At 59.5% G+C, this 14282-nt stretch carries 16 protein-coding genes; 8 read left to right on the top strand and 8 right to left on the bottom strand.

What is annotated here, in order from left to right:
• Positions 1-121: 121 nt before the first annotated feature.
• Positions 122-409, bottom strand: a complete 288-nt coding sequence (locus tag HDF09_RS15730; RefSeq protein ID WP_183768031.1) for a hypothetical protein — start codon at positions 407-409, stop codon at positions 122-124.
• Between the two features lie 197 nt (positions 410-606).
• Here HDF09_RS15730 and HDF09_RS15725 point away from each other — a divergent pair, with 197 nt between their 5' ends.
• Positions 607-1134 carry a response regulator gene (locus HDF09_RS15725; protein WP_183768029.1) on the top strand — a complete coding sequence of 176 codons (528 nt, stop codon included), beginning with the start codon at positions 607-609 and terminating at the stop codon, positions 1132-1134.
• On the opposite strand, the gene HDF09_RS15720 is transcribed toward HDF09_RS15725, so the two are convergent.
• The 3 genes from HDF09_RS15720 to HDF09_RS15710 all read right to left on the bottom strand — a co-directional run bounded on the left by HDF09_RS15720 (position 1131) and on the right by HDF09_RS15710 (position 3176).
• Positions 1131-1856: a helix-turn-helix transcriptional regulator gene (locus HDF09_RS15720; protein WP_183768027.1), complete on the bottom strand. Its 726-nt coding sequence runs from the start codon at positions 1854-1856 to the stop codon at positions 1131-1133. The two genes, HDF09_RS15725 and HDF09_RS15720, sit on opposite strands and share 4 nt — an antisense overlap.
• A 164-nt stretch (positions 1857-2020) precedes the next feature.
• Positions 2021-2407, bottom strand: a complete 387-nt coding sequence (locus HDF09_RS15715; RefSeq protein ID WP_183768025.1) for a VOC family protein — start codon at positions 2405-2407, stop codon at positions 2021-2023.
• Between the two features lie 127 nt (positions 2408-2534).
• On the bottom strand, positions 2535-3176 hold the full coding sequence (locus HDF09_RS15710; protein WP_260181366.1) for a TetR/AcrR family transcriptional regulator: 642 nt from the start codon (positions 3174-3176) through the stop codon (positions 2535-2537).
• A 111-nt stretch (positions 3177-3287) separates the two neighbouring features.
• On the opposite strand from HDF09_RS15710, the gene HDF09_RS15705 reads away from it, so the two are divergent.
• Both HDF09_RS15705 and HDF09_RS15700 read left to right on the top strand, forming a co-directional pair.
• Positions 3288-4172 carry an aldo/keto reductase family oxidoreductase gene (locus HDF09_RS15705; RefSeq protein WP_183768024.1) on the top strand — a complete coding sequence of 295 codons (885 nt, stop codon included), beginning with the start codon at positions 3288-3290 and terminating at the stop codon, positions 4170-4172.
• 198 nt (positions 4173-4370) lie between these two features.
• Positions 4371-5078 (top strand): hypothetical protein, encoded by a 708-nt coding sequence (locus HDF09_RS15700; protein WP_221270178.1) that lies wholly within the window; start codon positions 4371-4373, stop codon positions 5076-5078.
• A gap of 187 nt (positions 5079-5265) precedes the next feature.
• On the opposite strand, the gene dnaB is transcribed toward HDF09_RS15700, so the two are convergent.
• Positions 5266-6645 (bottom strand): replicative DNA helicase, encoded by a 1380-nt coding sequence (gene dnaB / locus HDF09_RS15695; RefSeq protein WP_183768022.1) that lies wholly within the window; start codon positions 6643-6645, stop codon positions 5266-5268.
• A 97-nt stretch (positions 6646-6742) separates the two neighbouring features.
• Here dnaB and HDF09_RS15690 point away from each other — a divergent pair, with 97 nt between their 5' ends.
• Together HDF09_RS15690 and HDF09_RS15685 are read left to right on the top strand one after the other, a co-directional pair.
• Positions 6743-7006, top strand: a complete 264-nt coding sequence (locus HDF09_RS15690; protein WP_183768020.1) for a hypothetical protein — start codon at positions 6743-6745, stop codon at positions 7004-7006.
• 41 nt (positions 7007-7047) lie between these two features.
• Positions 7048-7347: a DUF5076 domain-containing protein gene (locus tag HDF09_RS15685; RefSeq protein WP_183768018.1), complete on the top strand. Its 300-nt coding sequence runs from the start codon at positions 7048-7050 to the stop codon at positions 7345-7347.
• A 517-nt stretch (positions 7348-7864) separates the two neighbouring features.
• Here the strand turns inward: HDF09_RS15685 and msrA are convergent.
• From msrA to HDF09_RS15670, 3 genes are all read right to left on the bottom strand, one after another.
• Positions 7865-8482 (bottom strand): peptide-methionine (S)-S-oxide reductase MsrA, encoded by a 618-nt coding sequence (gene msrA, locus HDF09_RS15680; protein WP_406704943.1) that lies wholly within the window; start codon positions 8480-8482, stop codon positions 7865-7867.
• A gap of 283 nt (positions 8483-8765) precedes the next feature.
• Positions 8766-10814, bottom strand: coding sequence for a tRNA uridine-5-carboxymethylaminomethyl(34) synthesis enzyme MnmG (gene mnmG, locus HDF09_RS15675; RefSeq protein ID WP_183768016.1), 2049 nt, complete (start codon positions 10812-10814; stop codon positions 8766-8768).
• Between the two features lie 4 nt (positions 10815-10818).
• The gene (locus HDF09_RS15670; RefSeq protein WP_183768014.1) at positions 10819-11385 is read right to left on the bottom strand and encodes a hypothetical protein; all 567 of its coding nucleotides are present in this window, start codon (positions 11383-11385) and stop codon (positions 10819-10821) included.
• Positions 11386-11562: 177 nt separating this feature from the next.
• On the opposite strand from HDF09_RS15670, the gene HDF09_RS15665 reads away from it, so the two are divergent.
• The 3 genes from HDF09_RS15665 to HDF09_RS15655 all read left to right on the top strand — a co-directional run bounded on the left by HDF09_RS15665 (position 11563) and on the right by HDF09_RS15655 (position 14277).
• Complete coding sequence (locus tag HDF09_RS15665) at positions 11563-12474, top strand: alpha/beta hydrolase family protein (RefSeq protein WP_183768012.1); 912 nt, start codon at positions 11563-11565, stop codon at positions 12472-12474.
• Between the two features lie 83 nt (positions 12475-12557).
• Positions 12558-13733 (top strand): mechanosensitive ion channel family protein, encoded by a 1176-nt coding sequence (locus HDF09_RS15660; RefSeq protein WP_260181365.1) that lies wholly within the window; start codon positions 12558-12560, stop codon positions 13731-13733.
• Positions 13734-13902: 169 nt separating this feature from the next.
• On the top strand, positions 13903-14277 hold the full coding sequence (locus HDF09_RS15655; RefSeq protein ID WP_183768010.1) for a VOC family protein: 375 nt from the start codon (positions 13903-13905) through the stop codon (positions 14275-14277).
• Positions 14278-14282: the final 5 nt, after the last annotated feature.

The raw sequence follows: 14282 nt of genomic DNA, 5'->3' as shown, positions 1-14282 counted from the left end.
CGACCAACGGGAGCGCCAACCGAAGGGGTATACAAGTCACGAAGTGACCGCCGCCCGCGCAGGGCGCCCGTCCGGCAGGACATAATCATCTTTTTGAAGGGGTTTCTACAGACCAGCGTGACTAATCCGTCTTCCAAACAAACAAAAACTCCTCATTACTAGACGTAGCCAAGCCGATCTTCTGCTGCCGGGCAGCCCTGCTCAACGCCGACCGGACATTCTCCTTCGAATCCGGAAGCTGAGCCAGCGGGATCTTCAACGCACTCCCAGGCGCAAGCTGCGCAATATCGCCCAACAGCTGCGCAATGATCTCTTTGTGTTTCCCATCCCGACCCTTGGGGACATTGACCTGCAACACCGACTCGAACTTCATGACCTTCGACGCAAACTCGCCATCGTCACTCCCCATCGTCCCCTCCTTATCGTGATCTGGAATTAACGTGACGCTAACGTAGCACTAAACAGAAACAGATGCACTATCAAGTTGACAGGCTGCTTTTCTCGACACACTCTCAACACGCCCTAACCTCCCCCATAACTGACAGATCTAAAAGAGTTAACCCGTATCAACCAAACCGGTCTACGGTCAAAGTAGAGGCAAAACCCATGGCCGCCAAAACAGCAAAGCTGCAGATTGAAGTCGTCCCCGTCGCAGAAGTCCCCACCGAAGACCTAGTCGCCGTCCCCAAAAGAACCAGGCCAGTCGTCCTCATCGTCGACGACGAGCGAGTCATCGCCGACACCCTCTCGATGATCCTCTCTCGCAGCGGCTTCTCCACCCTCACCGCCTACGACGGCCTCGCAGGATTCGAAATCGCCCAACGTGCCACACCCGACCTCATCATCTCCGACGTAGTCATGCCCGGAATGACCGGCGTCGAACTCGCCATCGCCGTCACCCAGATGATTCCCACCTGCAAGATCCTCTTATTCTCCGGGCAGGCCGCCACCGTCGATCTCCTGAAAGAAGCACGCAACGCCGGCCACGACTTCACCACCCTCACCAAGCCGGTTCACCCCACCGACATGCTCAAGCGCGTCTCCGAGTGTCTGGCGACACCGAGAACCACCTTCACCCCCACACACAACCGAACCGGCGATTCCTCACGGCCAGCGACCTACCTCGTAAACTAACCCTGCACGATACTCGCCGCTACAGCCGGTTCGGAGACATAAGGCGGCTTCCCTGCCTGCTTCACAAAGTCCTCCAGCCTCTGCCCCTTCTTCTGCACAAACTCGCGCCCCAGCACATCGACCTCCTGCATCCGATCGATGCGAAACACCCTGAAGTCCTTCCGCAACTCGCACCAAGCCGCCAGCGTCCACGCTCCGCCCCAGAAGTACAGCGCCAGCGGCCTCACCGCGCGCTCACTGCTCTGCCCATCCTCCTTCGCATAGCAAAACGCCACCACCCGCCTGCCCACGCAAGCATCGTGCAGCAGATCCAGCCGTTCCTTCAAAGGCTGCACCATTCTGTGCCCCGGTGCATACATCAGAATCGAATCCAATCGCTCCCGCAGATCCGCCGGCAGCACCGCCTCTATCCGCTGCAACGCCTGATCCGCCGAAGCCACACTCGCCGCCCCGCCCCACGCCTGCACCATCCGCGCCCCCAGCACCAGCGCCGTCAACTCATCCCGCGTAAACATCAGCGGAGGCAGGTCCATATCCCGCCGCAGCGTATAGCCAACTCCAGCCTCTCCCTCAATCGGCATCCCCGAGATCTGAAGATCGCGCACATCGCGATAGATCGTCCGCTCCGACACTTCCAGCTTTTCCGCCAGCATCCGCGCCGTCTGCAACCTGCCCCCGCGCAGCACTCGTACGATCCGGAAGAGTCGGTCAGCCCGTCGCATGCACCTATCCTACCCACTTCGTGGGGTGTATACCGGCTTCGCCCAGGGCCTCCCGATGGTCGGCAGAAGATATCTCATTCGCGACCAACGGGAGCGCCAACCGCAGGGGTATACCCGTCACGAAGTGACCTCCCCGCGAGCAGCGGGCCCGTCCGGCAGGACACTCAAACCGAAGTATGCAGACCAATGTGATTCCCCTCCGTATCCTTCAGGCACGCAAACGCGCCATGCCCACCAGGAATCACCGTGCGAGGCATCAGCATCAACCCGCCAGCCTCACGAACCCGGGCAATCACAGCATCCAGCTCCCCATCGCAGTTCAGATACACCATCGTCCCACCCCGACCTGGTTTTCTGAACGGCCGCTTCACCAAAGCCCCACTCACGCCCCCGGGAGCCGCCGGAAAGAAGCGCATCCGATCGCCCGGATCGCCAAAGTCATCCTTCTTCATCCTGCGATCCAGAATCGTCTCGTAAAACCTCGCTGCCCGATCCAGATCGGCACACGGAATCTCGAACCAAACCGCCCCTGACTTAGGCTGTTCCTTCATATTGCCTCCTCTGACCTTACGAACACAGACGAAGCATACTGACACCCTACTGACACCGTACTGTCAGGAGCCTTCACCAAATCTAATCAAAAATCCACCCACCCGTATCCACTCAGGCACCTGTTTCCTAGGCAGATTCCCGCACGGTACAAGCCTTCAGGTAAGCGCACACCAGAAACACCAACTCCTGCCGCAAACCCTCAAAGTGCTTCTCCGGATCACCCGACTCCAGCAATCTCCGGCTCACCCCGGCCATTGCACTCATCAACATCGAAGCCACAATCTGCGGATCCTTCGTCACCCGATCGCGCGCCGTTATCAGCATCCCAACAAGCGCCTTATTCGTCTCTATGCCGTTTCTCAGCGCAATCTTCGCCCCATCTACATCCGAGCTCACCGAGTACAATGCCACACTCGTCTTCGCATCCCTCATCTTCGCCTCAAGAAATGCGTTGATCAGCGCCGTCGCCATCTCCTTCAGACTCTTTCCCCGCTCCTCCCTGCACACCCTGCTCATCGCCCCGGCCACCTCATCGAGATGCCGCGTCAACGCCGCCTGCAACAACGCACTCTTATTCGGAAAGTATTGATACAGCGTCCCCACCGACACCCCCGCCCGCGACGCCACCTTCGTCGTCGTCAGCCGCTCCTTGCCCACGCTCAACAAAACCTGAATGGTCGCCTCCAGAATCGCATCCACACTCGCAGCCGAACGCGCCTGCACCGGCGATTTACGCGGCTCCAGCAGCATCTGAGAACGTTGGGTCAAATGCGAACTCCTAACCTGAGGCTTTCTTCATCTAACCACAGGTAACCACGACAAGAGCAAGCACCGCACCGACAAAACCGCACCCGCCCACTGACAAAAAGGAGCAACAGCATGACGCAACAGACAAATCTAGCCGGAACCTTCACCTTCCCCGGCACCGCAATGACCGTCAATCGCATGGGCTACGGAGCCATGCAACTCGCCGGCCCCCACGTCTTCGGCCCACCGCGCGACCTAGACGCAGCCCTGGCCGTCCTCCGCGAAGCCATCGCCGCCGGCGTCAATCACATCGACACCAGCGACTTCTACGGCCCCCACGTCACCAACCAGATCATCAAACAGGCCCTCCACCCCTACCCCGACGGCCTCGTCATCGTCACCAAAGTAGGCGCCCGCCGCGGCGCAGACGCATCCTGGAACCCAGCCCTCTCCCGCCAGGACATCATCGACGCCGTCCACGACAACCTCCGCAACCTCGCCCTCGAAAAACTCGACATCGTCAACCTCCGCGTCGGAGGAGTCATGGGCCCAACCGACGGCTCCATCGAAGCCCCCCTCACCGTCCTCGCCGAACTCAAAGCCCAGGGCCTCATCCGCCACCTTGGCCTCAGCAACGTCACCCCCCAGCAGCTAGCCGAAGCGCAAAAAATCACCGACATCGTCTGCATCCAGAACCTCTACAACGTAGCCCACCGCACCGACGACGCCTTCCTCGACGACCTCACCCGGCAAGGCATAGCCTACGTCCCCTTCTTCCCCCTCGGAGGCTTCACGCCGCTACAGTCCGCAACGCTCGATGCAGCCGCAGCCTCCCTCCAATCCACCCCCATGCAGGTCGCCCAGGCCTGGCTCCTCCACCGCTCCCCCAACATGCTCCTCATCCCCGGCACCTCATCCCTCGACCACCTGCGCGAGAACCTAAAAGCCGCAACCCTCGAACTCCCACCCGAAACCATCACCAGCCTCAACGCAATCGCCACAGCGCCGAAGCCCTAGTGCGACAACCAAGCACGATAACCAAGCACGATAACCAAGCGCGTCTCTACTCGTCTATAAGCGTGAGCGCCACCGGCACCTCGCAGTGGCGTTCTGTGCTCTACTATCCGCACCGCAGCAGCGTGGCGATATGGGCCCAATATGCGCCAACCGGAAGCGGAAGATTCGTGTCCTGAGAATTCCTTTCTGGAGAATGCCATGACGAAGAACGTGATCAGTCTTCTCGCCCTCGTATGTTTTGTGGGAGTTGCTTTGCCCGGCGCAACCCGGCAGGTACAAGCGCAGGGGCCACCGGCTCCCTATCCCACCGCCGCTCCTCTCGATCAGTACCTCATCCCCGACAAGTCTTCCGAGATCGAGCTGGCCCGCAGTGCCGCTCCCGCATCTATCTCGGACCAGGCAGAGGTGCTGGTGTTCACGAAGGACGGATACGTCACAGCCGCGAAGGGCGGAAATGGCTTTGTTTGTCTGGTCGAGCGGTCATGGGCCAAGTCCACTGACGACCCGGAGTTCTGGAGCCCCAAAATCAGAGCCCCCCACTGCCTGAATGCGCCAGCCGCGAAGACCTATCTGCCCATTGTCCTGAGGAAGACCACCCTGGTGCTCGCGGGAAAGTCAAAGACAGAAATCGCGCAGACTCTCAAAGCGGCATGGGAGAGCAAAGAACTCCCGACGCTCGAGCCGAATGCGATTTGCTACATGATGTCGAAGCAGCAGTATCTAAGCGACAATGACGTGCACTGGCATCCGCACATGATGTGGTACGTTCCGGGCGACTCGACTAAGAGTTGGGAAGCCAATCAGCCGGGTGTGCCAGTGATTGCAGGCAATGTCCCCGAAGACCGGATGACCATCTTCATGGTAGTTGTTGACCACTGGTCCGACGGCACGCAGTTTACCCACTGAGAGACTAGGTCCTGCCGGACGGGCCTCCTGCGCGGAGAGCGGGCGTTCGCACGCCTTTTTAAAGCTTCGCGTGGTCCTCCCGTTGGTCGGAATCAATCTTCCTCGCGACCAACGGGAGCGCCAACCGAAGGGGTATACAAATCACGAAGTGATCGCCGCCCGCGCAGGGCGCCCGTCCGGCAGGACATTAGTACCCGCCCGAATCCCCAGCATGCGACAGATTCTCGAACCGCGTATAGTCCGACAGATACGCCAGCTGGATACTCCCCGTCGGCCCATTCCTCTGCTTCGCAATAATGATCTCCGCCTTGCCCTTCAGATCCTCATTCTCCCGGTCGTAGTACTCCTCGCGATGAATAAAGCACACCACGTCCGCATCCTGCTCGATCGAACCCGACTCGCGCAGATCGCTCAACAGCGGCTTCTTATCCCCACCCCTCTGCTCACTCGCACGCGAGAGCTGCGACAGCGCCACCACCGGCACCTTCATCTCCTTCGCCAGCGCCTTCAGCCCACGCGAGATCGCCGAGACCTCCTGCGTCCGATTCTCAAATCCCTTCTGCGACCCCGAGGACCCCGTCATCAGCTGCAAATAATCAATCACGATCAGATCAAGTTGCCCATGCTGCTGCTTCAGCCGACGCGCCTTCGCCCGCATCTCCGCCAGCGTAATCCCCGGCGTATCGTCGATAAACATCTTCGACTCCATCAGCCGCTCGAGGCCTGCGATCAGCTTCGCCCGGTCCTCGCGCATCAACATTCCCGTCTGAATCGCCTTCGAGTTCACCAGCGCCTGCGAGGCCAGCATTCTGCGCAGCAGACTCGCCTTGCTCATCTCAAGCGAGAACACCGCCACCACCTTGCCCCCGCGCACCGCCGCATTCTCCGCAATGTTGATCGCCCACGCCGTCTTGCCCATCGAAGGCCGCGCCGCAATAATCGTCAGCTCCGACTCCTGCAACCCGCTCGTCATCCGGTCGAACTCAATGTAGTGCGTCGCCAGCCCCGTAACCTCGCGCCCCTGCTCATACAGCGCGTCAATCGACCCAAACGACTCCTTCACAATCGTCGCAATGTCCGAAAAGCCATACTGAATCGCGCTATCGGCCACCTCCGACAGCTTGGCTTCGACATTACTCAGAACATGAATCGCCTCCTCGGACTGGTCCGACGCAAGCGTCAGTCCGTCGCCAAAGATGGCCATCAACTGTCGCAGCAGGCTCTTGTCCTTCACAATCCGGACATAGCTCTCGATGTTGAAGTTGCGCGGAATCCCCTCCGTCAAAAAAGCCAGATACGCCGGCCCGCCAATCGAATCAATCTCACGCCTGCGCTCCAGCTCCACACGAACGGTCATGTAGTCGATACCGTGCCCCAGCGCCATCATGTCGACCATCGCCCGATAGATGCGCTGGTGCGAATCAAGCGAAAAATCTTCCGCCTTCAACCTTCCCGTCGCATCGTTGACCGCAAGCCCATCAAGAAGCATCGCCCCCAGAATGGCAACCTCGGTGTGTATCGATGCCGGCAGACCCTCCGACACATTCAGTTGAGCAAAAGATGCCATAATGGCTCTATTCTCCGCTGTTGCAGGGGCCGTTGCAACAAGCGCTTTCCTGCCGTTATCAACGGGTTTCCCACATACCAAAGGGTTTAATTCACAGATGAGCAGTAACCTGGACAAGTACATCCCTGAGTTTGACGAAGACGAAGCGCGAAGCAAGCTCTCCAATCTCACACGCGAACAACTTCTGGAGATGCTCCTCTACGCCTACAAAGAAAAACGCGTCTGGGCGAAGATGCTCGAAGTCGAGCAGAAGAAGCTCGATAAGATTCGAATACTCCTCGACGAACCATCAACCCTCGCCGGGATGCCTGGTATTCCAACCGCAGACGATCTTCGCCGAATGACCGAAGACGAGAGCTGACCGAAGACACAAAAAGAAGACACAAAGAAAAGAGAGACTTCATGGGAGCAGAAAAGACCTTAGCAATCCCCGAAGAAGCACAGCGCGACAAAGCCTCCTTCGAGGTACTCCGCGTCTGGATCGCCGAACAGGGTCAGCACGTCAGCATCCGCAGCGGAGCCTGGGAGGATCCCTTCGCCTGGGGCATCGTCCTCGCCGACCTCGCCCGCCACATCGCCCTCGCCCACCAGCTCCAAAACAAGGACACCAACCCCGAAGCCTTCCTCAATCGCCTCCTCGAAGGCTTCGAGGCCGAGATCGAAAACCCCACCGACGAACCCGAGGGCGAAGTCACTCAATAACCCGCACTCTAAGCACCACCATTTTTTGAAGTCGTCATCCTGAACGGAGTGAAGGATCCCTGTATTTAGTCCTTTGCCATTGTTCGTTCTTCTGTCCCCGCCCCAAACATCGTCCTCTCGACCGAAGCGACAGACAGTCTCACCGTCTGTCACGCAGTGGATTGCGGCCACATCTCTCAGTTGCAGCGAACCGATGCATTCTGCGGTATCCGTCCGCATCTCGCCCGTGCCCCCACCCAGCCCAACCCCAAGAAACCGTCATCTCGACCGAAGTCACGCAGTCTCATCGCGTAATGCAGTCGAGAGCCCCCCCGCATTTTCGCCTTTCCCAGCCACAGGCCAAAATAAATCCCGAAAACCTGGCGCATTTTCAGCGGCCAGAATGTGTGGTGCATCAACACCACGTTCACCACACATTCCACCACGTCCAGCCACCCAAAAAACCACGTCCAGACACCACGATTTCGCAAAAACCCCTGCAAAAACGGACCTTCACCCCAGCCCCACCAGCCCAAAATTATTTGTGCTTGTAATCCTGAAAAAGATCAGGAAACTGCTGCTTCAAAGCCGCCATCTTCGGCACATCGCAGACCTGAATGTACGGATTGTTAGGATTCTTCTCCGCATAGTCCTGGTGATAGTCCTCCCCGTCATAGAAGGCCTTCAGCGGCGTAACCTCAGTCACAATTGGCTTGGGAAACACATGCGCCGCATCCAGCTGAGAGATATAGGCCTTAGCCACCTTCTCCTGCTCCGGCGACGTGTAAAAAATCACCGAACGATAAGAAGTCCCCACATCCGGCCCCTGCCGGTTCAACTGCGTAGGATCATGCACCACCGAAAAGAAGATCCGCAGCAGCGTCCCATAGCTAACCTTCGCCGGATCAAACACAATCTTCACCGACTCCGCATGTCCCGTGCCTTCTGAAGAAACCTGATCATAAGTAGCCGTAGACGCAGATCCACCCGAGTACCCCGCAGTCGTAGCCGTAACCCCCTTCACCCGCTGAAACACCGTCTGCACGCCCCAGAAGCAGCCCCCTGCAAACACCGCAGTCTCATGCGTTGCCGCAACATGCGGCTCATCCATCGCAGGAGCCGGAATCGGCTCTTTCCTCTCCGCCCCCATCACCATGCTCTTTCCCCTTCCAAACAAGATCAAAGCGACCACCACCACACCCAGCACGATCAAACCTGTCTTCCAAGCAGAACTCATCACGCACCAACCCTTCCCACCTTGGACGCCCAAACCCCACCAACGGTTACATTTCAATGCAGCGACCAACGGGAGCTCCAACCGAAGGGGTATACCCGTCACGAGGTGACCGCCGCGAACCGGGGTCCCCGCAAACAGGTCTTCGTTTGCGGGGTGGCCACGCGTAGGGCGCCCGTCCGGCAGGACACCCGAGCACAAAAACCTAAGCCACCCGAGCCCTGCCCTGAATCTCGATAAAGACATGAATCAAACTAACCGCAGCAGGCGTAACCCCAGCAATTCGGCTAGCCTGACCAATCGTCTGCGGCCGCACCCTCGTCAGAATCTCCTTCATCTCGCTCGAAAGTCCGCTCACCGTCGAATAATCGAACCACCCCGGAATGCCCCGCTTCTCCGCCCTCCGCATCTTCTCCATCGAGCGTCGCTGCTGGTCCAGATACCCCGAGTACTTAATCTCCGTCTCCACCGTCTTCATCTCATTCCGAACCCACGCCGGCAGCTTCGCATCCCCCGCAGCATCCATCGCCGCCACCCAACCGCCCAGCACCTCCTCCGCATCCCGCAGCCTCTCCCGAAGCACCGGTGCAACCTCCTCGATCGGCACCTCCGGCCGCTTCAAAAGTTGCGCAAACGTCTGCCCGCTGATCCCAGCCGCGTCACCATCCAGCCTCTCCCGCAGCGCAATCGGCAACTCCTCCGCCCGCACCCGCGCCGAACCCAACAGCCTCTCAAACGCCGCCGCCCGAGCCTGCTTCGCCTCATACTCCGCCCACGCGGCATCATCGATCAGCCCCAGCCGCCGCCCATGCGGAGTCAGTCTGCTATCCGCATTGTCGATCCGCAGGTGCAGCCGATACTCCGCCCGCGAAGTAAACATCCGGTAAGGCTCATTCGTCCCCTTGCTGATCAGATCATCAATCAAAATACCCGTGTAAGCCTCCGTCCGATCCAGCGTAAAGCCCGCCTCTGGTTCGCCGCTCAGGGCTGCCCGCGCCGCCAGCGCCGCATTGATCCCCGCCATCAATCCCTGGCACGCAGCCTCTTCATACCCGCTCGTGCCGTTGATCTGCCCCGCCAGATAAAGCCCCGCAAACGACTTCACCCGCAGCGTACGATCCAGCTCCGTCGGATCGATCGCGTCATACTCAATCGCATACCCCGGCCGCAGCATCTCTGCGTTCTCAAGCCCAGGAATCGACCGCACCATCGCCGCCTGAATCTCCATCGGCAGGCTCGTGCTCATGCCGTTGATGTAGACCTCATGCGTATTCAACCCCTCCGGCTCCAGAAAAAACTGGTGCCGCGTCTTCTCCGGAAACCGCACGATCTTGTCTTCAATCGAAGGACAGTACCGCGGCCCAATCGCCTCAATCTGCCCCGTATACATCGGCGACCGATGCACATTCTCCCGAATCAGCCGCAGCGTCTCCGGTGTCGTATGCGCGATATGGCAGTTGATCTGCCGCAACTCCGGCACCCAATGCTGACCCGCTGACTCGCTAACTCGCTGACTCGCTGATCTAAAGCTGAACGGCGTCGGGTCTTCATCCCCCGGCTGCTCCTGAAACTGACTCCAGTCAATCGTGCGGCCATCGAGCCGCGGCGGCGTCCCCGTCTTCAGCCTGCACTCCCGCAGCCCCAGCCGCTTCAGCGCCTCCCCCAGCAACACACTCGCCGGCTCCCCGCTTCTCCCGGCGGTGTACTGCTGCTCCCCGCAATGAATCAACCCATTCAGAAACGTTCCTGTCGTAACAATCGTCGCCGCAGCATGAATCACCCGCCCATCTCGCAGCCTCAACCCCCGCACCACACGGGTCGGCAAAAACTCGCCAACTCGCTGACTCGCCGACTCGCTGTCCTCCACAATCAGGTCCACCACCTCAGCCTGCTTGATGAAGAGATTCTTCTGCTCCTCCAGCACCTCGCGCATCTTCACGCGATAGAGCGCTTTATCGCACTGCGCCCTCGGCGACCACACCGCCGGCCCTCGCGAGGTATTCAGCAGACGAAACTGTATCCCCGTAGCATCCGCAACCTCACCCATCACGCCACCCAGCGCATCCACCTCACGCACCAGGTGCCCCTTCGCAATCCCACCAATCGCGGGGTTACAACTCATCTGCGCAATCAGATCCAGATTCAACGTAAAGATCGCCGTGCGCAGCCCCATCCGTGCAGCCGCCATCGCCGCCTCGCAACCAGCGTGTCCCGCACCCACCACCACCACATCGAACTGTTCCGAAAAGCTCATAGTTCTATTTTAGAGGCGGCTCAGATTTCGTTTGGTTACAACCCACTTGTGAGTTGTCCTCGGGCTTCGATACATCGAACAGGCGCACATCCAGCGTGGGTGACAGCCCCATAGCAACTACGTAACTCTTTGGAGAAAATAACAGCAGGTAGGGCGCTTCCTGCGCCAGGTACTCTTCCGTGTCCGTCAATGGCTTTTGGCGTATGTAATCGATGGTTGCTATGTCTGCCTTCGCAAGTGTTTCGTTCCTCGTAAGGCCCTTGAGAGTAATCTCGGTACCCGAGACTGAAACTGGTCTGCCCGTGTATTTCGTGCCATCTTTCTTTGTAATCGAAAGTGCTTCTGCGTGACCAGGTTTTGCACCGATTACATCGCTCCAAGATGATCGCGCACTGAATACAAGGTTATGCGGACCACCCTCACCAACCTGCAGTAAGTCCTGTATCTGAATAGTCACGTCTTTCTTATCAAATTGGGCTATCGTTACGCTTGATGCATCAACTTTCAGAACAGCCCCTTTCTCACAGGTAGCGTCTTTCTTGATGAACATCAATGAGCTGTTGTGGCTCACCCTAGATAAGTTCCTCCAACCGCTGTCATTCCCGGGAATCCCTTGCGCTCGAGCCGACATTACAGACGTCATTGTCCATATCCAGCAGGCGGTCACTATCCAGCTTGACCTAAGCTGATTATGGATTCTCATGAATACATTCTATGAGGACTACCGTACCTTATCTACAATCAACGCATGTCTACCCTCAAGATCATTGCCGCGAGCATGCTTCTCTGTGCGGCATTCTTCCATCCGCTCCATGCCCAGCAGCTTCCCACCGCCATCACCACCGACCCCGCCCACGACAAGACCAACCCCGCCGCCTTCGAAACCTTTCAAATCCCAAGTCACGGCGCCCTCCTCAACGCGCTCGCCTACATCGCACCCGGCCCGGCCCCACATCCCGTCGTCCTTCTACTTCACGGCTTCCCCGGCAACGAGAAAAATCTCGATCTCGCACAGGCCATCCGCCGCGACGGCTGGGACGTCGTCTACTTCGACTACCGCGGCTCCTGGGGCTCCCCCGGCGACTTCTCCTTCACCCACTCCATCGAGGACACCCACTCCGCCATCGCCTACCTGCGCGACCCCGCCAACGCAAAGAAGCTTCACTCCGATCCGTCCTCTATCGTTCTCGTCGGCCACAGTATGGGTGGCTTCATAGCCCGCTACGTCGCCGCACAAGACCCCGCCATCAAAGCCGTCGGCCTCATCTCCGCGGCCGATATGGGCGTCGACAGAGCTCAATCCATCAAACCCGATCAGAGAGACGCAGCAGTCGCCGCTCTCGCCTCACACCTCGCTGCAGAAGGCATGGCCCCGCTCGCCGGATGCACCCCCGAAAGCCTCGCCAAAGAGGTCGTCGCCAACGCAACCGCATGGAATATCCCCGCGCTCGCTCCGAAACTAGCCACCCGTCCCATGCTCGTCATCACCTCCGACGACGGCCTCGCGCCCTCCAACGACGCCTTCGTTGAAGCCCTCCATAAAGCCGGCAATCAGGAGGTCACCGCAATCCACATGGCAACCGACCATTCTTACTCCGACCAGCGCATCGCCCTCGAGAAGGCGGTCCTCGACAGCCTCGACCACCTTCAACATAAATAGCGCTGTCACACCCAGCCGAGCCACCAGATATTAAACTGCTCTCAGCTTCGTTGCATCTAAACAGCGAAGCAGACGGAGCAACCTTGAACCAACTCGCGCTCAGCCCGCCCAGCCTCCCTACCCCGCATCTGAATCTGCTTGCGCTGGAGGTTCCGCACTTCCGTCACACCTGGTTCTTCGTCATCTTCCTGCTCTGCGCAGCCATCGTGCTCGCAAACGTAGTCCACTACGCCCTCTTTCGCTTGCTGCGCCGCAAAGAAGAGGAGAGCAAGAGCTTCGGCTGGGGCCTTCAGCGCTACCTCGGCAAACCCGCCCGCGCGATCTTCTTCCTCACCTGTCTCCTCCTCATCCTCCCCGCCGTACCCGGCCTCTCCGACAAGCTCGAAGACACCATCCGCCAGTGCTTCATCATGGCGATGGTCGCCGCCCTCGGCTGGTTCGCCGTCGGCTGCATCTACGTCCTCCAGTCCGTCATGCTCCGGCGCTACGACCTCAACGCCGAAAACAACATCCAGGCCCGCCGCGTCCACACCCAGTTCCAGCTCTTCCGCCGCATGCTCATCAGCTTCGTCGTCATCATCGACATCGGCGCCCTCCTCTGGACCTTCAACGACCCGCGCATCTGGCACTACGGCTCCGGCCTCCTCGCCTCCGCCGGCATCGCCTCGCTCATCCTCGCCACCGCCGCCAAATCCACCGCCGCCAACTTCTTCGCCGGCCTCCAGATCGCCGTCACCGAACCCATTCGCATCGACGACGTCGTCGTAGTCCAGGGCGAGTGGGGCCGCATCGAAGAGATCAACTCCGCCTACGTCGTCATCCGCATCTGGGACCTCCGCCGCCTCATCGTGCCCCTTAGCTACTTCATCGAAAACTCCTTCCAGAACTGGACCCGCGAGTCCTCCGACATCATGGGCACCGCCTTCCTCTACGTCGACTACTCCATCCCCGTCGAAGCCCTCCGACAGCAACTCGAATCCATCGTCCACCCCTCGCCGCTCTGGAACAAACAGGTCTGCGGCCTCCAGGTCACCAACCTCACCGACCGCTCCATGGAGCTCCGCTGCCTCATGAGCTCGCGCAACTCCAGCGAAAACTTCGACCTCCGCTGCCTCGTCCGCGAAAAGATGACCGCCTGGATCCAGCAGAACTACCCCGCAGCCTTCCCCACCACCCGCTTCGCCTCCCGCCCAGACAGCTCTGCCCAACCGCAGGACCAGAGGCTCGCAAATCCCCTGCAACAAACCGACCACCACTAGACCTGCATCCCGCTTCCGACCAACGGGAGGACCAGCGCCGGTCACTACCCCCCAAGGTACACAAGTCACGAAGTGACCGCGCGCCGCGCAGGCGGCCCGTCCGGCAGGACAGAATCTTTCACCCACCCAACCCAAAATCGCTATAAACTAGCCATCCAGCGAGGTCCCCATGCTAGGCCAAACGCCCATCATCGCCTTCATCCCCACCCGCGACGCCGCTCAGTCCCGCAGCTTCTACGAGGGCCTCCTCGGCCTGCGCTTCATCGACGACGACAAATTCGCCCTCGTCATGGAAGCCAACGGCACCATGATCCGCATCGTTCGCGTCGGCAACTTTACTCCCGCGCCCTTCACCATCCTCGGCTGGCAAGTCCAGGACATCCACAAGTCCGTAGCCGATCTCTCCGCCAAAGGCCTGACATTCACCCGCTATCCCCACTTCGAGCAAAGTCCCGACGGCGTCTGGACCGCGCCCGGCGGCACCGCCAAGGTAGCCTGGTTCGCCGACCCCGACGGCAACACCCTCTCCCTCTCACAGCACTAGGTCCA

The organism is Edaphobacter lichenicola, assembly GCF_014201315.1.
GTDB classification, from domain to species: domain Bacteria; phylum Acidobacteriota; class Terriglobia; order Terriglobales; family Acidobacteriaceae; genus Edaphobacter; species Edaphobacter lichenicola_B.
Note: the sequence above shows the minus strand (reverse complement) of the source record. Positions and strands in the feature narration are given on the sequence as shown.